This is a genomic window from Nocardia implantans, from assembly GCF_035544775.1.
Classification (GTDB): domain Bacteria; phylum Actinomycetota; class Actinomycetes; order Mycobacteriales; family Mycobacteriaceae; genus Nocardia; species Nocardia implantans.
Map to the genome: position 1 here is coordinate 837,884 of NZ_JAYKYQ010000001.1, position 25,112 is coordinate 862,995.

Below are 25,112 nucleotides of genomic sequence, written 5' to 3' on the forward strand. Positions count from 1 at the left end.
ACCCTGTCCGGTCGCCCTTTTCGTGCGTCTACGGCGTCTATCGATGCGGGTCGCCCGCGGTCGCGAACAGGCCCTCCAACGCCGTGATGAAGAACGGGAAGTGGCTTGCGAAGCGTTGCAAGTTGCGGTCGCGTTCGAAGCCGCCGAACCAGTAGAGGCCGGGTTGCGCGTCGGCCGAGGGATCGAGGTCGCGGAAGACACGGATCCAATTGTCGGCACGCGCGCCGAGCACCGTGAACGGCAGGGCGCGGGAGAACACCGTCTCCTGGTCGATCGGCGGGATCTGTTCGCGCCGAATGTTTTCCAAGCCACGCTGCAACGCGCGGATCTGCCGGGCGAGTTCCAGGCCTCTGGCCGTACGCACCGGCAGGTACTTCGGTGCGAGCAGGGTCGCGACACCGCCGAGCGCGATGGCGACACCGACCAAGGCGTGTCCGGAAGTGAGCGCGAGCGCCACGGTCACCGCGACGCCGGCGGCCACCAGCGCCCCACCGAGCCACACCGCGAGCCCGGGACGGCGGCGATCGAGGAAATTGCCGCGGGCGACGGCGTCGGCGATCATGGCGGCGCGGACCGGACCGGAGGCAACGCGCCCCGGCTTGCGCAGCTCGCCCAGTGTCACCGCGTCGGCGCCGGAGGGCAGCAAGGCCTGGTAGACCGCCTTCTCGTAGTCGCGCAGCTGATCGTCGGGCGTATTCACCCGGGTGATCCGCCAGTCGCTGTCGCTGAGCGGCGCGATCCGGATGTACCGGCGCACCGCGAGATCCACCACCGTTGCGGCGATGTCGACCGGATCGACAAATCCGTCCAGCAGCAGACCGGCCTCGCCGGGCAGCGCCCCATCGGGGGAGGTGAACTGCACTCGATCGCCTTCGCGCAGCAGCGGGTCGATCGTCTCCGAACCACCGCCCACGGTCGAGTCGTTGCGGCGGGCGCGCAGCGCGAAGGCGACCAGCCCCGCCAGCGCGAGCAGCAGCACGCCGAACGCGACGAGCACCGGGGCGGTGATCGCGAACGCGCCCGCGTCGTCGCCGCCGCGCACGTCGGCGTTGCTCGGCACGGTGCCGGGCGGCAGCTGCAGCGTCAGGTCGATCGCGTCGCCCTTGTGCAGGTCGGTCTGCTCGAGGAAGAGGACGCCGTCGGACTCGATCTTGACGTCGGCACACGGCCTGGTGTTGCCGGGCGGGCCGAGTTTGCAGTCCACGATGCCCATTTCGAAGCTCGGGCTGATCAGCGAGGCGCTGATGGACGCGATGTCGGCGCCGAGCACGCCGAGCCAATGGAACACCTGAGTGCCCGGCGCGTCGCTGACGGTGTTCCGCACGGAGTACTGGAAGGTGGACTCGCCCGGCCGCGCCTCGATGGTGAACTGGTCGTTCGCGACGGTCGCGGTCCCGGCGCCCTCGGTGTTCACATCGGTGACCCGGAAGACGCGCTCGGCGTCGTCGCTCACCTTCAGCCGCAGTGGAAGCGACATCCGGAACGATCCGTCCGGCGGCACCGAGATCTGTTCGACGACTTCGAGGACACCCTCGCGATTCAGCTTCAGATCGGCGGTGATGGTCACGCCGTCGGGCGCGGGCTCGGCCTCGGCGACCGGGGCCGCCGCGAACATTGCCGCGACGGCGAGAAGCAGCGCGCCTAGGGCGGCCCCCCGAAAAGTCAGCATGGCTGCCTACTCTAGACAGCTTGCTATCCTGCGTCAGCGGCTGTCGGCGATCACTGAGACGAGGGGGTACGGGGGCGTGACACAACCACCGTACGGACACGGACCGGTCCCGCACCAGGGGCGTCCGGTTCCTCCGCCGCCCGGCTACGGTGCGCCCCATGGACCGCGTCCCGGTTACGGTCCGCCACCTGGATACGGCCCGCCTCCCGGTTACCGTCCGCCGCCGGGATATGCCCAGCCCGGTTACGGTCCGCCACCCGGTTACAGCCCTCCGGTCCCGCCGCCGATGCCCTATGGGCCGCCCGGTCGGCCTCCCTACCCGCCGCAGCGCAAACGCGGTGGCGGCGGATGGGTGGCGCTGCTGGTCGTCGTCGTTTTCCTGGTCGCGGCGGGGCTGGTGCGCAACGCGATCTCGGTGGGGCGCGGCGACAGCGACGCGTCCGGCCCGCGTCCGAGCTTCACGTTCGACGCCCAGCCGGACGGCGCGACCGGTCCCTCGGAGACCGGTGCCAACCCGCTGCTCACCGATCCGAGCGCGACACTCGTTCCGGCGCGGTGCGATTACTCGCCGTGGGGCACCCAGGTCGACGCCGCCCGCAAGTTCTTCGAAAGCGCCGCGTCGTGCCTGGAGTCGGCATGGAAACCCGTGCTGCGCAAGGCGAACCTGCCGTTCCAGCCTCCGGCGCTGAACGTCAGCGCGACCACGGCGGGCATCACCACACCGTGCACCGGCTCGACCAGCAATTTCGCCGCGTTCTACTGCCCGGCGAACAAGACCATCTACATGCCGATCAGCCAGTTGCAGACGGAGTACTTCAAGGACAACTGGGTGGTCTACCTCTCGGTGTTCGCGCACGAGTACGGACACCACGTGCAGGCGATGTCCGGCATCTTGCGCAAGGCCAACAGCGAGCGGGCCGACGCCGGGCCGCGCACCGCCAAGGGACTGGAATTGTCCCGTCGAGTCGAATTGCAGGCCAATTGTTTCGACGGCATGTACCTCTCATCGTCGTCGAGAGGCGGCTCGCTGACCGATCCGCAGCTCACCGTGGCCCGCAAGGACGCCTATGGGCGCGGCGACCAGGCCGGGGACATGCGCGACCACGGGACCGCCGAGAACGGCGGTCAGTGGTTCGAGACGGGCTTGGACAAGAACCGTGCGGCGCAGTGCAATACGTTCACCGCGTCGGCGAGTTCGGTGAGCTGACATGGGCCGCGCGGTGTGCGGCCGGGCCATGCCGTGATCCTCGCCAGCCCGTTGCTGCTGCCCCGGCGCGAGGATTCCGCACCCGCACCCGTCCTTCGTTCCGGGAGACGGTCTCCAGCGCGAGCATCGACGCTGGTGATGGCTTGCCGAGGCGGTAGAGCGCCCACGTCGACGCCCCCGCCCATCGCTACGGCTCGCTGAGGGCGGAAGCCCGTGGCGGCCGAACGAACCATCTCGGATCGACGAAACCACAACGGCGAGTGAGGATCGGCAACCGTTTCGGCGAAACCAGGCGGCACACTGCGAACAGGTGATCGCGCCGCCGGTTCGGGTACTGACCGCCAGTCAGGACTTCGGATCGTCCTCCACCGCGCGATCGGTGTGCGGACGCCCGAGGTGACCTTCGCCGAGGCGGCGGGGCGCGTGCCCGTGCACTCCTTCGGCGTACGCCGTCTCGGCGTGCAGGGCGAAGTCGATCCCGGCGGTCTCGTCCTCTTTGCTGACCCGGAAGCCGACGAGCCGGTCGATGCCCTTGCCGAGCGCGAACGAGACGCCGAAGGCGTAGGCCGCGACGACCAGCACCGCCACCAGTTGCTTGCCGAGCTGGGCGAGTCCACCGCCGAAGAACAGGCCGTCGACGCCGCCGGTCATCACCGCGGTGGCGAGCAAGCCGATCAGCACGGTGCCGACCACACCACCGGCGAAGTGCACGCCGACCACGTCGAGCGAATCGTCGTAGCCCGCCCTGAACTTCCAGCCCACCGCGAACGAGCAGACCACGCCCGCGGCCAGCCCGACCAGCACCGCACCGAGGGTGTTGACCGACCCGCAGGAGGGAGTGATGGCGACCAGCCCGGCCACCACGCCGGAGGCGGCGCCGAAGGTCGTGGGCCTGCCGTCGCGGATCTGCTCGACCGCCAGCCAGCCGAGCATGCCGAGGCAGCCCGCCACCAGTGTGTTCAGGAAGACGGCCGCGGCGAGACCGTTGGCCGCCAGCGCCGAACCGGCGTTGAAGCCGAACCAGCCGAACCACAGCAGGCCCGCGCCGAGCAGCACGAAGGGCAGATTGTGCGGACGCATGGCATCGGTGCGGAACCCGATGCGGGGGCCGAGCACCAGCGCCAAGGCCAGGGCCGACGCGCCGGAGGCGATCTCCACCACGAGGCCGCCCGCATAGTCCAGCGCGCCGAAGCGGGCGAGCCAGCCGTCCGGGCCCCACACCCAGTGGGCGATCGGCGCGTACACCGCCAGCGCCCACACCGGTACGAAGATCATCCACGCGGAGAACTTGGCGCGGTCGGCGATGGCGCCGCTGATCAGCGCGGCGGTCAGGACGGCGAAGGCGAGTTGGAAGGTGACGAACAACAGCTCGGGCACCGAGCCGTGCACCGAACCCGGATCGATGCCCGCCATGCCCAGGTGATCGAGGCCGCCGATCAGGCCGCCACCGGCGTCGGCGCCGAACGCCAGGCTGTAGCCGAAAAGTAGCCAGATCACGGTGACCAGCGGAATCGCGATGAAGTTCATCATCAGCATGTTCAGCACGCCGGTCGAACGCACCATCCCGCCGTAGAAGATGGCAAGGCCGGGGGTCATCAGCAGGACGAGCGCCGTGCTGATCAGCAGCCAGGCGGTGGCCGCGGGGTCGATGGTCGATGACACGGGGTTACTCCTTCGGCGCGCGTGCGCTGCGAGGTTACCGAATGGTCGCTCGCGGGCCGACGGCCGATCGGTCAAGGGGAGGGTCGGTCCTCGCGAATACCCCGCAGCCACGCCGCCACGGCGTCCGGTGTGGGCGGATCCGCGCCGACCAGGTCGAGCACGGTGTAGCCGATGCATGCCGCGCCCATCACACGTGACGCGGTCGCTTCCGCGTCACCCCAGGGCAGGAAGGGTTTGGCGAGCAGCAGGGAGGCGATGCCGTGGCCCACCGACCACAGTTCCAGCACGATCGGCAGCGGGTCGCGCGGCGCGATCGTCCCCTCGTCCATGCATTTGCGCACCGTGGCCGCGAAATGCTGGAAAGCCCCGCTGGTGAGGACCTGGTCCACCGCGCCTCCGGTCTCGGTGGGCGCGGTCGCCAGCCGGTACTGCTCGGGATGCTCGAGGGCGAAGCGGATATACGCCATGCCTTGGTCGTGCAGCTGGGTCAGCGGGGAGGTCGAGGTGTCGGTGGCGGCCCGCATCGCGTCGGCGAGGTCTTCGAAGACCTGGGCGACCACCGCCTCGATGAGCTCGTCCTTGTCGGCGAAGTGCCGGTAGATCGACGGCGCGCTCACCCCGACCAGCTTGCTCACCGCCCGGATCGAGACGGCTTCGGCGTGCCCGGTCCTGGTGAGCAACTCGGCGGTGGCCCGCAGGATCTCCTCGCGCAGCTGGGCTCCGGAACCGCGGGGCGAGCGCGGTCGCCTGCCACCGATCATGCGCGGCCCGCGGTTTCCAGCGGGCGTGCGGCGGCGTCCTCCTCGCCTTCGGTCAGCCCGATCTTGGCGTGCAGCCGGGCCAGCGGGGCGGGCGCCCACCAGTTGGCCGGTCCGAGCAGGCGCATGAGCGCGGGCGCGAGCAGGCCGCGGATGAGCGTGGCGTCGGCCAGCACGGTCAGCGTGAGGCCGAGGCCGAGCAGCTGCATGAACGACACCTTCGCCGTCACCAGGGCGCCGAGCACGATGGCCATCAGCACGGCGGCGGCGGTGAAGATGCGGCCGGTGCGGGCAAGGCCGATCGCGACCGCGCGGGTGTTGTCGTGCGTGGCCAGCCACTCCTCGCGCACCCGCGACAGCAGGAACACCTCGTAGTCCATGGACAGGCCGAAGGCCAGGCAGAACATCAGGATCGGCATGGTCGGCACCAAGTAGCCGACCGCGGTGAAGCCCAGCAGGCCGGACAGGTGGCCTTCCTGGAACACCCACACCATCGCGCCGAACGCGGCGGCCAGCGACAGCGTGTTCAGCACGAGCGCTTTGATCGGCAGCACGACGCTGCCGGTGAACAGGAACAACACGACGAACGTCGCCAGCGCGATCAAGGCGGCGGCGAGCGGTAGCCGGGCGGCCAGCGCCTCCAGCGAGTCGGCGTTGGCGGCCGCGGCGCCGCCGTAGAGCGCGTCGCCCGGAGCGGGGATCGCCCGGATCGCTTTCAGCTGCCGGTCACCGGCGGGCGAGAAGGGATCGAGCTTGGTCGCGACGCTCAGGTAGGTGCCGGTGTCGTTGCTCATTCCGGGCGGCGGCGGCGCGACTCGCGCGCCGGTCACGTAGACGCCCGCGGCGGACAGCACCGCAGGCACGCCCTGCACCTTGGACAGTTCCGCGGCGTATCCGCCCAGAGCCGCGCTGTCGCCGCGATAACCGTCCAGCACGATCGTGGTGCTGGCGACCGGATCGGCCTGCGGGAACTCGGTCCGCAGGGCGTCGCCGACCTGGCGGCTCGCGGCGGAGTCCGGCAGCACCCGGTCGTCGGGGTAGCCGAACTTCACCGAAAGGAACGGCGCGCCGAGCGCGAGCAGCAGCGCGATGATCGCGACCGCGACCGGCGCCGCGTGCCGCATCACCCATTCGGCCAGCCGGTACCAGCCGGTGTCCTCCGGCGCCTGCGGGCCGGGCGCGGGCGCGCCGCGACCGAACAGGCGACGCAACGGAGCGCGCAGGTCGAGTGAGTTCACCCGATGGCCGAGCAGCACCAGCGCCGCGGGCAGCACCACGATCGACGCGAGCGCGGCGGCGGCGACCACCGCGACGCCCGCGTAGGCGAAGCTCTTGAGGAAGTACAGGTCGAACACGCTCAGCACGGCCATCGACAGCGCGACGGTGAGCGCGGAGAACAGCACGGTGCGCCCTGCGGTCTGCACGGACCGGACGGTGGCCGCGGCCGGATCCAGGCCGTTGGCGAGTTCCTCCCGGAAGCGGCTGACGATGAACAGGCTGGAGTCGATGGCCAGCGCGAGGCCCATCGCCGTGGTCATGTTCAGCGCGTAGATCGAGACGTCGGTGAACAGTGTGAACATGCGCAGCAGCGCCAGCGTCGCCAGGATGGCGAACACCCCGATGGCCAGTGGGAGGGACGCGGCGACCAGGCTGCCGAACACCAGGACCAGCACGATCATCGACAGCGGCACCGCGACGCCCTCGGCGAGGGCGAGGTCGCGGGTGGTCTGCTCGGTGACGTCGTGATAGATCGCGGCGATGCCGCCCTGCCGCACCGTGATGCCGTTCGCGTCGCCGGCGAATTGCCGTTCCAGTTCGCTCGCGGTCTGTTGCACCTGGGTCTCGTCGCCGTCGATGTAGGCGACCACCAGGGCGCTCTTGCCGTCGGTGCTGCGCAACGCGTTCGCCAGCGGCTGCGGCGTGGTCCAGTACGACTGGACGCCTTGCACATCCGCGCGGGATTTCAGCGCGTCGGCCAGGCCGGCGCCGACCGCCTTCGTGGCCGGATCGTCCGCACCGGCGTCCGAGCTGACCAGCAGGACGAAGTTGGGCGCCGCGCCGGCGAAGTTGTCCGCGATCAGCCGGGCGACACGGGCGGACTCGGCGTCCTCGGAGGTGAACCCGCCGGATTTCAAGTGCGCGGGCGCGGTGGCGCCGAAGACGCCGCACAGCACGGCGACGGCGAGCGCGGCGGCCAGCACGGCGCGCGGAGATCGGGTGATGAATCGGGCTATCCGGGTCAGCATCGCGGCTCCGCTCGCTAGGTTAACGGCGTTAGAGTAACGCCGTTAACCTATGGTGTCGACTGCCACGGTGCGCCCGAGGTCAGCCGCGGGACTTGCGGATCGCCCGCAGACCTCTTCGGCCGGGCACGGGAAGGTCGTCGCGCATCTCCACCCACTCCGCGGTGGTCAGCCACAGTTGCTGCGCACGAGCGTCGGCGGTGTTGTGGAAGATCCGGCGGCCCCGGTCGTCCCGCAATTCTTGGGCGACCACCGACCAGCGCGGCGGACGGCCGTGTTCGGCCTGGTAGTCCGCGAGATAGGTGGCGATCGCCGTGCCGATGGTGTTCACGGGACGCAGCGAGACCCGATTGCCGTACTGGGCGGCGTAGAAGCGCCGCCCGGCGCACAGGGACCGGGGATTGGCGTTGGAGGCGATCCACCCCGCGCGCTGGGCCCGCTCGATGAGCCAGAGGTGTTTGACCGCCGACGGCGCGATATTGCCGACGCGGGTGCGGATCAGCGTCATGATCTGCTCGGTGCACAGCACGTCGCGGCGGGTGGGGCCGTAGCCGTGCGCGGTCCAGTGCGCGTCGGCGAGTTTGGCGAGCACCCGGCCGAAGTCGTCGATGCTGCGCTGGGCGCGGCGGCCGAGACGTTCGATGCGCTCGGCCTCGCGGCGCATCTCGTTCTGCGCGGTCAGCGTGCGGATCGCCGCCATGGTGGGCACTTGGCCGCGTTCGAGGAGTTCGAGGATGGCGGCGGCGGTGGCGGGATCGGCGGCCGCGGTCACCGGCAGCGAGTCGCGCTTGATCGCGAACTCCTGGGGACTGATGGCGCGGCTCAAGAGGGCGACGGCGGAGCGGTCGCCGGCGAAATCGGTGCTGGACAGCCAGGCAGCGGCGATGTCGTCACACGACACGGTGGACAATCCTCCGGTGGAAGTGGGGGAATTGGCGCTGGTCACCCGTGGGCCGAGCTTTGTTGGTTGTGCCCCGGTCGGGATGAGGGACCGGCCGGGGTCACCAACCTGATGAAGGTTTGGCTACCGAAGTTGCCGTCTGCCACGTTAGCCAGACGATTGCGTCTATGTCACCCATGGTGACGGTTTCGTTATTTCCAAAAAGTCGAGGTAAATCGGGGTGTGAGTCCATCTTTTCCGGCCCAGCCGGGATGCCGCGGCGGGTGCGTCCGGTATTCGCCCGTGCAGCATGAGCGATAGCTCTGAGGTTGCTGTTATGCATATCCCGGTCGGCCACTGAAGAAGACAGTGCGTCTGTTGTGACATACATCACATTCCTGGGGTCCGGTGGGCCGCTGCCCGGGGCGGTAGGCGGGAATGTGCATTGTCGGTGGTCGCCGGTAACCTCTGGCCGTGGCTCTGTACCGGAAGTACCGACCGGCAACGTTCGCTGAGGTGGTGGGTCAGGAGCACGTCACCGACCCGCTGAGTACCGCGCTCGACACGGGGCGGATCAGTCATGCCTATCTGTTCTCCGGTCCGCGCGGCTGCGGCAAGACGTCCTCCGCGCGCATTCTCGCCCGCTCGTTGAACTGCGTGGATGGGCCCACTTCGACGCCGTGCGGCACCTGCCCGTCGTGTGTGGCGCTCGGGCCGGGCGGCCCGGGCAACCTGGACGTCATCGAACTCGACGCCGCGAGCCACGGCGGCGTCGACGACACCAGGGAATTGCGCGATCGCGCCTTCTACGCGCCCGCCGAGTCCAGGTACCGCGTGTTCATCGTCGACGAGGCGCACATGGTGACCACGGCGGGATTCAACGCGCTGCTCAAAATCGTCGAGGAGCCGCCGGCCCACCTGATCTTCATCTTCGCGACCACCGAGCCGGACAAGGTGCTGCCGACCATCCGTTCGCGCACGCACCACTATCCGTTCCGGCTGCTGCCGCCCGCCACCATGCGCGGGCTGCTCGGGCGGATCTGCGAGCAGGAGCACGTGCCGGTCGAAGAAGCGGTGTACCCCTTGGTGATTCGCGCGGGCGGCGGTTCGCCGCGCGACAGCCTGAGCGTGCTGGACCAGCTGCTCGCGGGCGCGGGCCCCGAGGGCGTCACGTACGCCCGCGCGGTCTCGCTGCTCGGCGTCACCGACGTGGCGCTGATCGACGACGCGGTCGAGGCGCTGGCCGCCGACGACGGCGCCGCGCTGTTCGGCACCGTCGACCGGGTGATGGAGGCGGGTCACGATCCGCGCCGTTTCGCCGCCGACCTGCTCGACCGCTTCCGCGACCTGATCCTGCTGCGAGCGGTGCCCGACGCCACCGAACGCGGCCTGGTCACCGGCCCCGGCGACGTGCTCGACCGGATGCGCGGCCAGGCCGAGCGATTGGGTTCGGCCACGCTCACCCGTTACGCCCAGTTGCTGCACGAAGGTCTCGGGGAGATGCGCGGCGCCACCGCGCCGCGACTGCTGCTCGAAGTCGTCTGCGCGCGCATGCTGCTGCCCTCGGTGTCGGACGCGGAATCCGCCACCCTGCAACGGCTGGAACGGCTCGAACGCGGTCTGGCCGGTGGTTGCATCGCGCCGGCTTCCGCCGCGTCGTCCGCTCCCGCGCCGTCATCGGCGGCCGGTGCGCCGTCGGAACCGCCGCGTCGCCGGGGCGCTGAGGCGCTGGCCGCGATTCGTCGCGAGAACCGCGGCCAGTCGGGAGGTGCGGCTGGAGCTGGTGGCGGCGCTCCCGCGAGCGGTCCGGCGCAGAGCGGTGGTCCAGAGGGGCCGGTGTCCGCCGCGGGATCGTCCGCTGACGCCGCTGAGCGCTCAGCGCAGGTCGGTGACGGGCCAGTGCGCGGCGCGGCAGGCTCCGGTGTCGCGGCGCCAGGTAGTGGACCCGGTGCCGGTGGCGGGGAACCCGCGAGTCGGCCGACGCCTGCCGGTGGTGCGCCCTCCGCAGCCTCGATCGCGTCGGCCGCGGGGGCGGAAGGCGGCACGGATCCGGTTGTTCCGGTTCTGGAACCGGAGTCCGCTGCGCTCTCCGACAGTGGGTCGGCCGGGAGGATGTCGGCGGGAGGGTCGAGCGCGACCGCTGAGCCGAGTGCCTCGACGGTCGGGACGGCCGACGCGCCGGGCTCCATGCCCGCGCCCTTCGGGCCGGCCGGTGACGCAGCGAGCCGCGCAGACTCTCCCGAATCGGCAGCGGCGCAACGTCCTTCCGACGCCGGGCGGCCGTCGGCGCAAGCAACGGGTTCTCGGGTCGCGGGCGCGCAGGCAGCGTCGCCTACCGCCGATCTGGCCTCCCGGCGTGATCAGGGTGCTGCCGACTCCGGTGCGGGGTCGCCTATCGGGGCCCGGCGTGATCAGGGTGCTGCCGACTCCGGTGCGGGGTCGCCTATCGGGGCCCGGCGTGATCACGGCGACGCCGACTCCGGTGCGGCGCGGGATGCCGCGGCCCGGGGCGATCAGGCCGTCGAGTCTTCTGCCGCCCGGGCTCCTGTCACCGGGCAGGCCGACCGGGATCGATCCGGCGCACCGGCTGCCAACACGTCCGCGCCGGAGCCTGCCGACGGGCCCGCTCCCGTGCCGAGCGGTGATCTGTTGCGCGAGGTGGAATCCGCGTGGGCGGACATTCGCGCCAAGGTGCGTGAGTTCGGCGCGGCCGTGCAGGCGATGCTCGCCGGTGCGTCGGTCGCCCGGGTGGAGGGCGAGGTGATCGTCTTCGCGCACCAGCACGCGCCGTTGGCCCAGCGCCTGTCCGATCCGCGCAATCTCGAGGCGGTCCGGTCGGCGGTGCGTGCCGTGCTCGGCCGCGACCACGAGGTGCGCTGGGAAGCGGGCGGCGCGCCGCAACGGCCGGCCCCGGCTCCCCGATCGGGCGCCGCCGCGAACCGGACCCGCGGGCAGGCGGCCAATCAGCCGGGACGTGAATCCGGCAACGCGGCAGGCCGCGGAACTGCCGCGCCCGCGCCTCGCTTCTCCCGCCCGAGCCAGGCGAAGAACGCCGACAAGGCGGGCGGCGCGGGGCGTTCCCGGCCCGGCGGCGCCGATCAGCGCCCGTATCCGGCGGACGACGACATCCCGCCGCCCGACTACCCCGACCTACCCGACGACCCGGGCCCCGCGGACTATCCGCGCTACGACGCCGCGCCGAGTGCGGACGTCGCGGCCGCCGACCTGGACTGGGACCGGGCCCGGGTCATTCCCGCCTCGACCCCGGAAGAGGAGCAGGAGATGATGGCCGCCGCGGCCGATCCGGTGGCTCCCGGCGACCGGCGCGACCCGGACGAGGTCGCCCTCGAATTGCTGAAGAGTGAGCTTGGTGCCACACGGCTGGATGGTTGACAACCACCGCTCTCACGACGTTAAGTTAACCGGAGTTCGCACTCCACGGTAGTATGGACGGGTAGCCGGGAGCTTCGGTACGCCGACGTTCTATGGTATGCCCAGGCGTACGGGCGACCTGGCCGTGCGTTCGTCCTTGCCTGCCTGGTTTTGTACAGCGTTAGGAACGGTCGGCCGCAAGGCCGGTCGGCGAGGTCAGCCGCAGCCATACCGCACCCGCGGTGTCGCCGCATAGGAGCGCTCGGACGGACAGACGTACCGGCCGACCGCACAGGAGCGCTCGGACGGACGAACGTCCGGCCGCCGCAATTGAGGAAGGAACACTCCATGACCACAGAGGCCTACATTTACGAGGCCATCCGCACTCCGCGCGGCCGTGGCAAGAAGAACGGCTCGCTGCACTCGGTCAAGCCGATCGACCTGACTGTTGGTCTGATCCAGGAACTGCGCGGCCGCTTCCCCAACCTCGACGAGGACCGGATCTCCGACCTGATCCTCGGCGTGGTGGCGCCGGTCGGCGACCAGGGCGCGGACATCGCCCGTACCGCGGTCACCGTGGCCGGCCTGCCCGACACCGTCGGCGGCTTCCAGCTCAACCGCTTCTGCGCCTCCGGCCTCGAGGCGGTCAACCTCGCCGCCCAGAAGGTGCGCTCCGGCTTCGACGACCTGGTCATCGCCGGTGGCGTCGAGTCGATGTCGCGCGTGCCGATGGGCTCCGACGGCGGCGCGTGGGCGCTGGACCCGGCCACCAACTACGACACCTACTTCGTCCCGCAGGGCGTCTCCGCGGACCTGATCGCCACCATCGAGGGCTTCAGCCGCGACGACGTCGACGCCTACGCGGTGCGCTCGCAGGAGCTGGCCGCCAAGGCCACCACCGGCGGCTACTTCGCCAAGTCGATCGTTCCGGTCAAGGACCAGAACGGCATCGTGGTGCTGGACAAGGACGAGCACATGCGCCCCGGCACCACCGCCGAGGATCTGGCCAAGCTGCAGCCCTCCTTCGCCGTGATCGGTGAGATGGGCGGCTTCGACGCGGTGGCGCTGCAGAAGTACCACTTCGTCGAGAAGATCAACCACGTGCACCACGGCGGCAACAGCTCCGGCATCGTCGACGGCGCCGCGCTCGTGCTGATCGGTTCGGAAGAGGCGGGCAAGGCCTCCGGCCTGACCCCGCGTGCGCGCGTCGTCGCGACCGCCACCAGCGGCGCGGACTCCACCATCATGCTGACCGGCCCGACCCCGGCCTCGAAGAAGGTGCTGGCCAAGGCGGGCCTGACCCTCGACGACATCGACCTGGTCGAGATCAACGAGGCGTTCGCCTCCGTGGTGCTGAAGTTCCAGAAGGACCTGAACATCCCGGACGAGAAGCTGAACGTCAACGGCGGCGCCATCGCGATGGGCCACCCGCTCGGCGCGACCGGCGCGATGATCACCGGCACCATGGTCGACGAGCTGGAGCGCCGCAACGGCCGCTACGCGCTGATCACCCTGTGCATCGGTGGCGGCATGGGCGTGGCCACCATCATCGAGCGGGTCTGAGCCCCAACCGACAGCTGAGAATTCACGCGGCGTGAGCGTCAGGCCCGGAGGCGGCAGCCTGCGTAACCACGTAGGGCCGCGAACGCCGCCAATTCACTTAGGAGACACAGAGCTGTGAGCGAAACCAACATGATCGGTTGGGAGCAGGATTCGGACGGCATCGTCGTGCTGACGATGGACGACCCGAACCAGGGCGCCAACACGATGAACGAGCTGTACAAGAAGTCGATGACGGCCACCGTCGACCGGCTGGAGGCGGAGAAGGACAACATCACCGGTGTCGTCCTGACCTCCGCGAAGAAGACCTTCTTCGCCGGCGGCGACCTGAAGAACATGATGAAGGTCGGCCCGGACGACGCCCAGGCGCTGATGGAGGAGCTCACCGAGATCAAGAGCGCCCTGCGTCGCCTGGAGCAGCTGGGCAAGCCGGTCGTCGCCGCGATCAACGGCGCGGCGCTCGGCGGTGGCCTGGAGATCGCGCTGGCCACCCATCACCGCATCGCGGCGGACGTGCCCGGTTCGCAGATCGGTCTGCCCGAGGCCACCCTCGGCCTGCTGCCCGCGGGCGGCGGCATCATCCGCACCGTGCGCATGCTCGGCCTGCAGAACGCCCTGATGCAGGTGCTGCTGCAGGGCCAGCGCAACAAGCCGGCCAAGGCCAAGGAGATCGGCCTGATCGACGAGCTGGTCGGCTCGATCGAGGAGCTGGTTCCCGCCGCCAAGGCGTGGATCAAGGCCAACCCCGAGGCCGGCGTGCAGCCCTGGGACAAGAAGGGCTTCAAGATCCCCGGCGGCACCCCGTCCTCCCCGGCCTTCGCGGCCAACCTGCCCGCGTTCCCCGCGAACCTGCGCAAGCAGATCAAGGGTGCGAACATGCCCGCGCCGCGCGCGATCATGTCCGCCGCGGTCGAGGGCTCGCAGGTCGACATCGACAACGCGTCGCTGATCGAGTCCCGCTACTTCGTGCACCTGCTCACCGGCCCGGTCGCGAAGAACATGATCCAGGCGTTCTTCTTCGACCTGCAGACGATCAACAACGGCGGCTCGCGTCCGAAGGACGTGCCGAAGAAGGAGATCAAGAAGGTCGGCGTGCTCGGCGCGGGCATGATGGGCGCGGGCATCGCGTACGTCTCCGCGAAGGCGGGCTACGAGGTCGTGCTGAAGGACGTCTCGATCGAGGCGGCCGAGCGCGGCAAGAACTACTCCGAGAAGATCGAGGCCAAGGCCCTCTCCCGGGGCAAGACCACCGAGGAGAAGTCCAAGGCGCTGTTGGACCGGATCAAGCCGACCGCGGACGCGGCCGACTTCGCCGGCGTCGACTTCGTCATCGAGGCCGTCTTCGAGAACACCGAACTCAAGCACAAGGTGTTCCAGGAGATCGAGGACATCGTCACCCCCGACGCGCTGCTCGGCTCGAACACCTCCACCCTGCCGATCACCGGTCTCGCGACCGGCGTGAAGCGCCAGGAGGACTTCATCGGCATCCACTTCTTCTCGCCGGTCGACAAGATGCCGCTGGTGGAGATCATCAAGGGTGAGAAGACCTCGGACGAGGCGCTGGCCAGGGTGTTCGACTACACCCTCGCCATCAAGAAGACCCCGATCGTCGTCAACGACAGCCGCGGCTTCTTCACCTCTCGCGTGATCGGCACCTTCGTCAACGAGGCGATCGCCATGCTCAAGGAGGGCATCGAGCCCGCCACCATCGAGCAGGCCGGTCTGCAGGCGGGCTACCCGGCCGCGCCGCTGCAGCTGTCGGACGAGCTGAACATGAAGCTCATGCAGAAGATCGCCAAGGAGACCGAGGAGGCCGCCCAGTCCGGCGACACCACCCTCGGCAGCAAGCGGCACCCGGCGCAGGACGTCATCGACTACATGGTGGCCGAGGGCCGTCCGGGCCGCCTGGAGAAGGCGGGCTTCTACGAGTACGACGAGAACGGCAAGCGCACCGGTCTGTGGCCCGGCCTGCGTGAGCACTTCAAGACCACGGCGGACTTCGGTGTCCCGCTGCAGGATCTGATCGACCGCATGCTGTTCGCGGAGGCGATCGAGACCCAGAAGTGCTTCGACGAGGGCGTGCTCACCTCCACCGCCGACGCCAACATCGGCTCGATCTTCGGCATCGGTTTCCCGGCCTGGACCGGTGGTGTGCACCAGTTCATCGTCGGTTACCCCGGTGGCCAGGAGGCCTTCGTGGAGCGCGCCGACTACCTCGCCAAGACCTACGGCGAGCGCTTCGAGGTTCCGGCCTCGCTGCGCAAGTAGTCGCGCGACGCAAACGCAGCGGCGAAGCCCGCCATCGCTTTTCGCGGTGGCGGGCTTCCGCTGTGTTCCCGCCCGTGAATCTTCGCGTCCGTTCGGCGCGATAAGTTGGCAGACGTGCCGAGACGTAGTCGCCATGCTCTGATCGCCAGTTGCGCCCTCGCGCTCGCCTCGGCCCCGGTGGCGGTTGCCGATCCGGGGGCGGCGCCATCGGTGCGCTTGCTGGGCGAGCAGGTCGTCGCATCGGGCGTGAATTTCGCAGGCACCGCCGTCGGCGGCCTCTCCGGCATCGATTACTCGCCGGGTACCGGCGAATTCGTGCTGATCAGCGACGACCGATCGAACAAGAACCCCGCGCGGTACTACACCGCGCGCTTCGAGGTGGGCGAGGGCGGAGTCGGGCCGGTGACGTTCACCGGCACCCGGCCGCTGCTCACCGCGGCGGGCGTGCCCTACGCGCCGATGTCGGTGGACCCCGAGGAGATCCGGGTGGACCCGTGGACCGGCGATTACTACTGGACGCAAGAGGGTGAGCGGGACGGCGCCGTGCTGCAGGACCCGTCGGTGCGGATCGCGCACCCGGACGGCTCTTACGCCGGTGAGCTCCCTATTCCGGAGAACGAGCGGATGCTCCCCGGCTCAGGGCCGCGCCAGAATCAGGCGCTGGAGGGCGCGACCTTCCTCGCGGGCGGCACACTGTTCGCCACCGCGACGGAAGAGTCGCTGCTGCCGGACGGTCCTGCGGCGACTACGACGAGCGGGTCTCTCACTCGGATCACCGTCCAGGCTCGATCCGGGCCGGTGCTGGCCCAGTACGCGTATCCGCTGGACCCGGTCTTCGCCGAGTCGCGGCCGGAGCCAGGTCGCGGATCGAACGGGATCGCCTCCATCCTCGCCGCCGATCCGCTCGACCCCGCGAAAGTGCTTGTGCTGGAACGATCCTTCTCGCCGGGGACGCCCAACAAGATCCGCCTCTACGAGGCCGACCTGAGCGCCGCGACCAACATCATCGATGCCCCGATCGGCGCGGCTCGCCCGGCGGCCAAGCGGTTGCTGGTGGATCTCGACGACGTCGGACTCCCCGCCGTCGACAATGTCGAGGGCATGACCTGGGGTCCGCGCCTGCCGTCCGGCGAGCGGACGTTGGTGCTGGTCAGCGACGACAATTTCGACAGCCGCCAGATCACCCAGGTCATCGCCCTCGCGGTGGCCTAATCCGTCGGCCGCAGCTGCTCGGCGGCGGCCTGATACGCGGCGGCCGCCCTGGTGAAGTAGTCGAACAGCACCTCGCGCTGTTCGGGTGTGTAGCCGCCGATGATCTCGCCGATGCGCTGCCGCGCGGGGGCGAGCACCTCGTCGAGATCGGCGGGCTTGCCGATCAATTCGACGATCACCTTGCGACGGTCGCCCGGGACGGGTGCGCGGCGGACATAGCCCGCGTCCTCCAAGCGGTCGATCAGCCGCGTGGTCGGGCCGGTGGTCAGTCCGCTGCGCGCACCGAGTTCGCCCGGCGTCATCGGGCCGGCCAGTTCGAGGATGTTGAGCGCGTAGAGATCGGTGGCGCCGAGATCGACCGCCCGCGCCCCCGCTTGTCCGTGCAGCATCACCGCGCTCAGATAGCGCCGGTAGACCTCGCTGGCGTCCGAGCGGACGCCGCGCGCCGCGGACTCCTGGCTGGGTTCAGATGTCGACACGGTTTCCTCCGCACCTAACGTCTTCTTTCGTAAAGAGAGTTCTGTAAAGAAGAAAGCTCTCCTAAGAAGTAACCTATCATGGGCGGCGTGCTTGGCCCCAGCTGCTCCGGATATCCGCACGGGTAGACCCGACGTGGCGATGGTCACACTCGAGACGACACTCGCAAAGGTGCGCCGGAGCGTCCTTTTCGCGCTGGTCAACGAGTTCCGATCGGAACGATCGGCGGCGCGGAACACGCGGACGCGGAACACACCCGACCTGTTCGGAAACGTCACCCGCGTGATACCGGGCCGCGCTACGTTGGAGTATGCGCAGGCATATCGGACCCGGCGTCCGGAAGCCGGCGCGGAATTGGTCGCCGATGTCGCCGATTCGATGTGAGTGTTCGAGGTGATCACATGAATCCACAGACGCGTTCGGGCCGGGTGCGCCCGGAATCTTCTGCGGCCGAGGCGAAGACGCAGCGGCAGACGCCCGTCGACATCGCCGACGAACTCGAGGCGATGGGCCTGTCCGGTGCGGTGGAGATCGGGCGCGGCGGATTCGGGGTGGTCTACCGCTGCGTCCAGACCGCGCTGGACCGTGTGGTCGCGGTGAAGGTACTGCCATCGGAGATCGACCAGGAGAGCCGGGAGCGGTTCCTGCGCGAGGAACAGGCCATGGGCAGGCTGTCGGGCCACCCGAACATCGTGGACATACTCCAGGTGGACGTGACGCCGACCGGCATGCCGCTCATCGTCATGCCGTACTGCACCCATGGGTCGCTGGAGAAGCTGATTCGCGAGCAAGGCCCCTTGACGTGGGCGGATTCGCTACGTGCCGGGGTCAAGCTGGCGGGCGCCATCGAGAGCGCCCACCGCGCCCGGATTCTGCACCGTGACGTGAAACCGGCCAATGTGCTGCTCAGCGGCTACGGCGAACCGCAGCTGACGGATTTCGGCATCGCCCGCATCCCGGGCGGCTTCCGGACGTCGAGCAGCATGATCACCGGTTCGCCCGCGTTCACCGCGCCGGAGGTCCTCAAAGGCGACGAGCCGACCGTCCGCTCCGACGTCTACGGCCTCGGTTCGACGCTGTTCGCCTTGCTCACCGGGCACGCGGCCTTCGAGCGGCAGGCGGGTGAACGGGTGGTCGCGCAGTTCCTGCGGATCACCACCCAGCCGGTGCCCGATCTGCGGGAACAGGACATTCCACCGGATGTCGCCACCGTCATCGAACAGGCCATGGCGCCGAATCCGCGGGATCGTCCGGCCAGCGCCTACGAGTTCGGCGAAATGCTGCGCACCGTGCAGCGCGGACACGATCAGTTGCCGGACGAGATGGCCCTGCTGGAGACCACGCCGGAGCCGGAGCCGGCCACCCCGGCCGCCGTCGGCGATCCGACCATGGCGTGGACGGGCTCGCGTCCAGCGGTCACCGCGCGGCGCAGCTGGCCGCTGACGCTGCGGCCCGCCGTCTCCCAGCATCCGACGGCCGTGCCGACGGCGCCGCCGACGGCCGTGACCAAGTTCCGGCCGCCGACGCCGACGCGCGAGCCGATAGCGCGCCCGCGGCTGCTGGACATCCTGCGGGCGGGCGGGCGGCGCAGGCTGGCGGTGATCCACGCGCCCGCGGGCTTCGGCAAGAGCACGCTGGCCGCACAGTGGCGCGCCGAGCTCACCGAAGGCGATGTCGCGGTCGCGTGGATCGGTATCGACCGCGACGACGACAACGAGATCTGGCTGCTGGCCCATCTGATCCAGGCGATCCGGCGGGTGCATCCCGAGGTCGGCGCCGGTCTGGAACAGGTGCTGGAGGAGCGGCCCGCCGACGCCGCCGCCTTCGTGATCCCCACCCTCATCGACGAGATCCACGCGGCGGGCAAGACGGTGGTGGTGATCGTCGAGGACTGGCAGCGGATCACCGACGCGGGGGCGCATCGCGCGATGGAGGCCCTGCTGGACAACGGCTGCCACCACCTGCGTTTCGTGGTGACCAGCCGCGAGCAGTCCGGCCTGCCGACCAGCCGCATGCGGGTGCACGACGAACTGGTCGAGATCGGCTCGGCCGCGCTGCGCCTCACCGAAGCCGAAACCCGTCAGATTCTCGTGGATCGCAACGGGTTCGACCTGACGCCCGAGCAGGTCACCGAGATCCACACCGCCACCGACGGCTGGCCTGCGGCCATCCAGCTGGTCGGCCTGTCCTTGCGCGGCAACGCCGACCCGGCCCAGTTGATCGCCACCCTCTCCGAGGGCAACCACGGCATCCGCGAATACCTGGCGGAGAACGTTCTGGACACCCTGGAACCGAAAATGCTCGAGTTCCTGATGTCGATCGCGGTGACCGAACGGGTGTGCGGCTCGCTCGCCGCCGCTCTGTCCGGGGAGCCGGACGCCGAACAGCTGCTCGAGCAGGCCGAGCAGCGCGAGCTGTTCCTGCGGCGCATCGAGCACGACCCCGAGTGGTTCCGGATGCAGCCGCTGTTCGCCGAGCATCTGCGGACCCGGCTCGAGCGCGTCCACCCCGGAAAGCTGAAGTCGCTGCACCGCAAGGCCTCGCGCTGGTACGCCGAACACCAGTTGCTGCGCAAGTCGGTCGACCACGCGCTGGCGGCAACCGACCTGAAGATGGCGCTGGACCTGCTCGAGGGCGGCGGGATGGATCTGATCGACGGTTCCCGCCTAGCCACCCTGCTCGGCAGCGTGTCGAAATTGCCGATGCAGCAGGTGGCCTCGCGCTCGAAGTTGCTGATGGCGGTGGCGAGGGCGAACGTCAACCTCCAGCAGTCCGGCGCGGCGCGCAACGCGCTGGGCAGGCTGTCGAACATCCTGGCCCGCGGCGCCACCGGCGATGCCGACGTGCGCGTGCAGCGTTGCCAGGCGGCCGTGCTCGCCGCCGCCGATCAGATCGCGCGCGACCATACCGAGGGCGTGCTGGACCGGGTCGCCGACTGTCTGCGGGAGCCGGACGATCTACCCGCGTGGACGGTCTCGACGGCGGCGAACCTCACCTCCTTCGTTCGCCTGTGCGGATTCGACTTCGAGGGCGCGCGCGAGATCCAGGAATGGGCCGAGGAGTATCACGAACGCTCGAAGGATTCGCTCGGCCTGGTGTTCGGCCGCTGCGGCCAAGGCGCGGCCGCCTACGAACAACTAGACGTCGCCACCGCGACCCGCTGTTTCCAGCAGGCGTGGGATTCCGCGCGAGAGCGCTCTGGCCCGCGCTCGCACGCGATGCGCGTGGCCGCCGCGTTGCTCGGTGAGATGAGCTACCGCGCAGGCGATCTGGACACCGCCGACCGGCGGCTCGACGAGAGCCACCAGCTGGTCACCCGGGTCGGACCGGTGGATTTCCTGATCTCCACCTTCGTCGTCGGCGCCCGGGTCAAGGCGGTTCGCGGGGACCTGTTCACCGCCGCCACCCGGCTGGACGAGGGCGCGCGCATCGCCGCCGACAACCGCCTGCCCCGGCTGTCCGCGCACATCAGGGCCGAACGGCTGCGCCTGGGGCTGCCGCTGGAGGCCGCGGACCGCCGATACACCGATCTCAGCGAGTCGACGCCGTTGCAGGCGGCGCACCGGCTGACCGGCGCCGCCCTGCTCACCGCGGAGGCCGAGGAACTCGCCGTCATCCGCGCGCTGCTCGCCGACCACCGGCTCGGCTCCGACGATCGCGCCGTGCGCCGCGCTCGCGCGCTCTACGACCACACGCGCCAGAAGCAACGCCCCCGAGCGCAATTGGACGCCGCGCTGCTGCTCGCGGAATGCCTGGCCGCCGCGGGCTGGGTGGGCGAGGCCACCAACCTGCTGCTGCCCGCCGTCGCGACCTGCGCCGACCTCGGCTGGACGAGGCCGCTGCTGGACGCGGGCCCCGGCGTGGTCGGCATCCTGCGCGTGCTGCGCACCGACCTGCCCGCCTCGGCGCAGGTCGGTGACATCGAACTGCCCGCCCCGTTCCTGGACGAACTGTTGAACGAGGCGGGCAGCAAGATCTACTGAACGAACCGGGTCACGGCTGCCACCACGGGCGCAGCGGCACGGTCCAGTCGCCGTCGGACGGCACCTTGACGCCGAGCACCTGGTGCAGTTGCACCACGTTGCGCTGGAAGCCGAGCCGGCAGCCGGCCATGTACAGTCCCCACACCTTCGCGGTGCCCTCGCCGACCTCCGCGACGCAGGCGTCCCAGTTGGCGACCAGGTTCTTGCACCATTCGTGCAGGGTCAGGGCGTAGTGCTCGCGCAGGTTCTCCTCGTGCAGCACCTCGAGCCCGATGTTCTGGATCTCGGAGATGATCCGGCCGGAGCCGATCAGCTCGCCGTCGGGGAACACGTAGCGGTCGATGAAATCACCCGCCTTGGTGGTGCGGGTGTTGTCCGGGCGGGTGATGCAGTGGTTCAGGAACAGGCCGCCGTCGCGCAGCTTGTTCTTGATGTACTCGAAGTAGTACGGGTAGTTGTGCACCCCGATGTGCTCGGTGAGCCCGATCGAGGACACCGCGTCGAACTCGCCCTCCGGCACGTCGCGGTAGTCGGAGTGCCGCACCTCGGCCAGATCGGCCAGGCCCTCCTCGGCGATCTTCTTCTGCGCCCAGTCCGCCTGCTCGGCCGAGAGCGTCGCGCCGATCACCTTGACGCCGCGCTTGGCGGCGTAGCGCACCATGCCGCCCCAGCCGCAGCCGATGTCGAGCAGCCGGTCGCCCTCCTTCAACCGCAGCTTCTCGAAGACCAGGCGGTACTTGTTCTCCTGTGCCTGCTCGAGCGTCCAGCTCTCGTCGCCGTAGGCCGCGCAGGTGTAGGTCATCGACGGGCCGAGTACGTACTCGTAGAAGGCGTTCGACACGTCGTAGTGGTGGTGGATGGCTTCGGCGTCGCGCGTCTTGGAGTGGCGCAGCCCCTCGAAAGCGATCCGCCGCCAGCGCGGCAGCGTCTCCTGCGGCGGCGGGGCGACCGGCTTGAGCCGCTCCCAGCCCAGCGAGCGCGCGATGGTCACCAGGGCCAGCGCGGACGGACGGCGGAACTTCAACCCGTCCATCGCCTTCAGGAGCTCGTACGGATCACCCGGGTGCACGCCGCTGGCGGTCATGTCGCCCGAGATGTAGGCGCGGGCCATGCCGAGGTCACCGGGGGCCGTGGCCAGATAGTTGATGCCGCGCGGGGTCCGGATGTCCAGGGCGAACCGCGAGTCCTCGGGGCCGGTCGCGCTGCCGTCGTAGGCCGTCAACCGGATCGGGACTTCGCCCTCGACGAGGGTCTCGAAGATCTCGGCAATGCTGAGTTTGGTCCCGAGATCGGCAAAGACATCGGAACGGTCCTTGAATGTCGTCATTTGCGTTGCACCGCCTTCGAATACAAATCCAGCAGGCGCTGGTCCGGGTCGTAGCGTTTCTTCAGTTCGGTGTAGGTGTTTCCGCCGTAGAGCGCCGCGAACTCATCCTTGTCGTAATAGGAATCCGAGTACAGCGACTTGTGACCGTCGAATTCGGTCACCTTCTGCTCGATGGCGCGATTGGCCGCGCCCTCCTGCTGCCCGGGGACGGTGGGCACGGCCGACCAGAATCCGACGTTGACGTAGGTGCGGCCCGGCTCCAAGGGATACAGCGGCCAAGTGCGTCCGCCGGGGCGTTCGGCGCCGCCGGTCTCGCGCAAACGCAGCGGGCACAGCCAGATCGGCTCGATCGGGATCTCGCGCAGGAACCACTCCATGAAGTCGGCGGTGCGTTCCACCGGCACTTCGATGTCCTGCACGACCCGCTCCCGTGGGGGATTGCCCTTGCGGGCCTCCAGCTTGTCGCCGATGTCGTACTTGTGGTCCAGGGCCACCAGCTTCCAGTAGAAGCTGCTGCGCCGGTAGCGCTTCGGCCAGAACCGGCGGATCTTCGGATTCTGCGTGCCGAAGGCGCGCGAGCACCAGAACCAGTCGGTGTCCCAGCGCCACAGGTAGTCGTGGAGGGTCAGGCGGTCGCGCTTGGGCGTGTCGCCGTCGTGCTGGATGGACCGGTAGTAGATGTCCATTCCGGTGTAGTCGCTGACCGGGCCGGGTTCGTCGGTCCTGCGGCCCAGCGTCAGATAGCTCTCCTCGGCGGAGAACACGACGCCGTCGAGATAGTCGACGGGCTCGCCCGCGTGCACCCGGTCGGTGACGATCGTCGCGAGGGTGGCCTCCAGTTCGCGCAGGTCCCGGAAGCGCAGATGCCGCAGCGCGACGTACGGCTGGACTTCTTCCAGCTCGATCTTGAGCCGGACCGTGTAGCCCAGCGTGCCGTAGGAATTCGGGAAGCCGCGGAACAGATCGGCGTGTTCGTTGTCCGGCGTGGCGGTGAGGATCTCGCCCGCGCCGGTCAGCACGTCCATCTCCAGCACCGACTCGTGCGGCAGGCCGCTGCGGAAGGAGGTGGACTCGATGCCGAGTCCGGTGACCGCGCCGCCCAGCGTGATGGTTTTGAGCTGGGGGACCACCAGCGGCGCGAGCCCGTACGGGAGGGTGGCGGCGACCAGCTCCTCGTAGGTGGTCATGCCGGCCACGTCGGCGGTTCTCGCGGCGGGGTCCACCGCGATCACCCTGGTCAGCCCCGAGACGTCGAGGCCGGGCGCGGTGTTCTTGGCCCTGGCGCGGAATAGGTTCGAGGTCTTCTTGGCCAAACGGACGTTGGCGTGCTCGGGTATGGCGCGGTAACTCGCCAGGAGGCGGTCCACGCCCGCTCGATGCGCGGCAAATCCTGATTCGCGTGCGGCCGGTGGGTGTCCGGCCTTCCCCAACAGACTCACTGCCACCCCTCGACGCTAGTACGGACCATTCGGCGGGGCCACCGCTCGGCCACGGTCGTGGAGAAATGTCACGCATATGTTGCGAAGGGGAATACCGAATTGTCCGGAGAAGTTCGCCACACGCTGCGCCCTCGCCGCTTCGCTCCGGCGCGGGCAGGGCAGGATGGAGATCCGTCGAGACACCGCATCCGGACAAGGAGCTCATTGTGGGACAGGTCAGCGCCAGTAGTTCGATCGACGTGGCGGCGGATCCGCAGCGTGCGCTGGAGGCCATCGCCGACTACGACACGGTGCGTCCGCGCATCCTCTCCTCGCACTACCGCGACTACAAGGTGGTCGAGGGCGGCAAGGGCGCGGGCACCGTCGCGGAGTGGACGTTGCAGGCCACCGAGAAGCGCTCGCGCAACGTGCACGCGGTGGTCACGGTGTCCGATTCCATTGTCACCGAGCGTGACTCGAACTCCACCTTGGTGAACACCTGGACCGTCACCCCGGAGGGCACGGGCGCGCGGGTCACGCTGCGCACCACCTGGAAGGGCGCTGGCGGCATCGCGGGCATCTTCGAGGGCATCTTCGCGCCGCTCGGGCTGAAGAAGATCCAGGCCGAAGTGCTCGCCAACCTGCAGCGCGAACTGGCCTGATCGGACGGACGCGACGACGGTCCGTTCGGGCCGTCGTCGCGGGTCTGCACGCGGTCTACTCGGCCGCGACGTCGAAGAGGTTTCCCTCGGGATCGGCCAGCGTCGTCCACTTCATGCCCCACTCGTCGAAGTCGGCGACGTGCTTCGCGCCCAGATCGATCGCGCGTTCGACCTCGTCCCGGCCGGAAGCGAGCAGGTCGAGGTGGATGACGTTCTTGCCAGGGTTCTTGTCGGGCACCCGGATGAACATCAGCGGGGTCGCGGCGCCCGTGGTACGGCCGACGGTGGCGAACTCCGGGGTGGGGCCGGGATCGACGGGCGTGTCCAGCAATCGTGACCAGAATTCGGCGAGTGCGCCCGCATTCGCGCAATCGATGGTGACGTGGGCGATCGAGATCGTCATGGATATCTCCT

Annotated in this window: 16 protein-coding genes; 7 read left to right on the forward strand and 9 right to left on the reverse strand. The window is 69.4% G+C overall.

Annotated features, from left to right (window positions below; translation table 11 throughout):
- Positions 1–37: 37 nt before the first annotated feature.
- Positions 38–1,669, reverse strand: a complete 1,632-nt coding sequence (locus U3653_RS03775) for a DUF2207 family protein (protein ID WP_195079789.1) — start codon at positions 1,667–1,669, stop codon at positions 38–40.
- A 286-nt stretch (positions 1,670–1,955) separates the two neighbouring features.
- Here U3653_RS03775 and U3653_RS03780 point away from each other — a divergent pair, with 286 nt between their 5' ends.
- Positions 1,956–2,876: a neutral zinc metallopeptidase gene (locus tag U3653_RS03780; protein WP_195079790.1), complete on the forward strand. Its 921-nt coding sequence runs from the start codon at positions 1,956–1,958 to the stop codon at positions 2,874–2,876.
- 345 nt (positions 2,877–3,221) lie between these two features.
- On the opposite strand, the gene U3653_RS03785 is transcribed toward U3653_RS03780, so the two are convergent.
- The 4 genes from U3653_RS03785 to U3653_RS03800 all read right to left on the reverse strand — a co-directional run bounded on the left by U3653_RS03785 (position 3,222) and on the right by U3653_RS03800 (position 8,485).
- Positions 3,222–4,538 (reverse strand): ammonium transporter, encoded by a 1,317-nt coding sequence (locus tag U3653_RS03785; protein WP_195079791.1) that lies wholly within the window; start codon positions 4,536–4,538, stop codon positions 3,222–3,224.
- A 71-nt stretch (positions 4,539–4,609) separates the two neighbouring features.
- Entirely contained in the window at positions 4,610–5,299 is a 690-nt protein-coding gene (locus tag U3653_RS03790; protein ID WP_195079792.1) for a TetR/AcrR family transcriptional regulator, read from the reverse strand.
- Positions 5,296–7,542 carry an MMPL family transporter gene (locus U3653_RS03795; RefSeq protein ID WP_195079793.1) on the reverse strand — a complete coding sequence of 749 codons (2,247 nt, stop codon included), beginning with the start codon at positions 7,540–7,542 and terminating at the stop codon, positions 5,296–5,298. The genes U3653_RS03790 and U3653_RS03795 overlap by 4 nt, the downstream gene beginning before the upstream one ends.
- A 79-nt stretch (positions 7,543–7,621) precedes the next feature.
- On the reverse strand, positions 7,622–8,485 hold the full coding sequence (locus U3653_RS03800; protein WP_324722332.1) for a hypothetical protein: 864 nt from the start codon (positions 8,483–8,485) through the stop codon (positions 7,622–7,624).
- Between the two features lie 408 nt (positions 8,486–8,893).
- Here U3653_RS03800 and U3653_RS03805 point away from each other — a divergent pair, with 408 nt between their 5' ends.
- The 4 genes from U3653_RS03805 (at position 8,894) to U3653_RS03820 (ending at position 16,831) form a co-directional block, all read left to right on the forward strand.
- On the forward strand, positions 8,894–11,812 hold the full coding sequence (locus U3653_RS03805) for a DNA polymerase III subunit gamma and tau (RefSeq protein ID WP_323124470.1): 2,919 nt from the start codon (positions 8,894–8,896) through the stop codon (positions 11,810–11,812).
- A gap of 327 nt (positions 11,813–12,139) precedes the next feature.
- The gene (locus U3653_RS03810; protein WP_195079794.1) at positions 12,140–13,354 is read left to right on the forward strand and encodes an acetyl-CoA C-acetyltransferase; all 1,215 of its coding nucleotides are present in this window, start codon (positions 12,140–12,142) and stop codon (positions 13,352–13,354) included.
- A 114-nt stretch (positions 13,355–13,468) separates the two neighbouring features.
- Positions 13,469–15,619 carry a 3-hydroxyacyl-CoA dehydrogenase NAD-binding domain-containing protein gene (locus U3653_RS03815; protein WP_323124471.1) on the forward strand — a complete coding sequence of 717 codons (2,151 nt, stop codon included), beginning with the start codon at positions 13,469–13,471 and terminating at the stop codon, positions 15,617–15,619.
- Between the two features lie 114 nt (positions 15,620–15,733).
- A complete protein-coding gene (locus U3653_RS03820; RefSeq protein WP_195079795.1) occupies positions 15,734–16,831 on the forward strand; it encodes an esterase-like activity of phytase family protein in 1,098 nt (365 codons plus the stop codon).
- On the opposite strand, the gene U3653_RS03825 is transcribed toward U3653_RS03820, so the two are convergent.
- Entirely contained in the window at positions 16,828–17,310 is a 483-nt protein-coding gene (locus U3653_RS03825; RefSeq protein WP_323124472.1) for a MarR family winged helix-turn-helix transcriptional regulator, read from the reverse strand. The two genes, U3653_RS03820 and U3653_RS03825, sit on opposite strands and share 4 nt — an antisense overlap.
- A 399-nt stretch (positions 17,311–17,709) precedes the next feature.
- Here U3653_RS03825 and U3653_RS03830 point away from each other — a divergent pair, with 399 nt between their 5' ends.
- Complete coding sequence (locus tag U3653_RS03830; RefSeq protein WP_195079796.1) at positions 17,710–21,291, forward strand: protein kinase domain-containing protein; 3,582 nt, start codon at positions 17,710–17,712, stop codon at positions 21,289–21,291.
- Positions 21,292–21,301: 10 nt separating this feature from the next.
- On the opposite strand, the gene U3653_RS03835 is transcribed toward U3653_RS03830, so the two are convergent.
- Both U3653_RS03835 and U3653_RS03840 read right to left on the reverse strand, forming a co-directional pair.
- Entirely contained in the window at positions 21,302–22,618 is a 1,317-nt protein-coding gene (locus U3653_RS03835) for a class I SAM-dependent methyltransferase (protein ID WP_195079797.1), read from the reverse strand.
- Positions 22,615–24,057 (reverse strand): FAD-binding oxidoreductase, encoded by a 1,443-nt coding sequence (locus U3653_RS03840; RefSeq protein ID WP_195079906.1) that lies wholly within the window; start codon positions 24,055–24,057, stop codon positions 22,615–22,617. Before U3653_RS03840 ends, U3653_RS03835 begins: the two co-directional genes overlap by 4 nt.
- A gap of 206 nt (positions 24,058–24,263) precedes the next feature.
- On the opposite strand from U3653_RS03840, the gene U3653_RS03845 reads away from it, so the two are divergent.
- Entirely contained in the window at positions 24,264–24,698 is a 435-nt protein-coding gene (locus U3653_RS03845) for an SRPBCC family protein (RefSeq protein WP_195079798.1), read from the forward strand.
- Positions 24,699–24,753: 55 nt separating this feature from the next.
- Here the strand turns inward: U3653_RS03845 and U3653_RS03850 are convergent, their stop codons facing one another.
- Positions 24,754–25,101, reverse strand: a complete 348-nt coding sequence (locus tag U3653_RS03850) for a VOC family protein (RefSeq protein WP_195079799.1) — start codon at positions 25,099–25,101, stop codon at positions 24,754–24,756.
- Positions 25,102–25,112 lie beyond the last annotated feature (11 nt).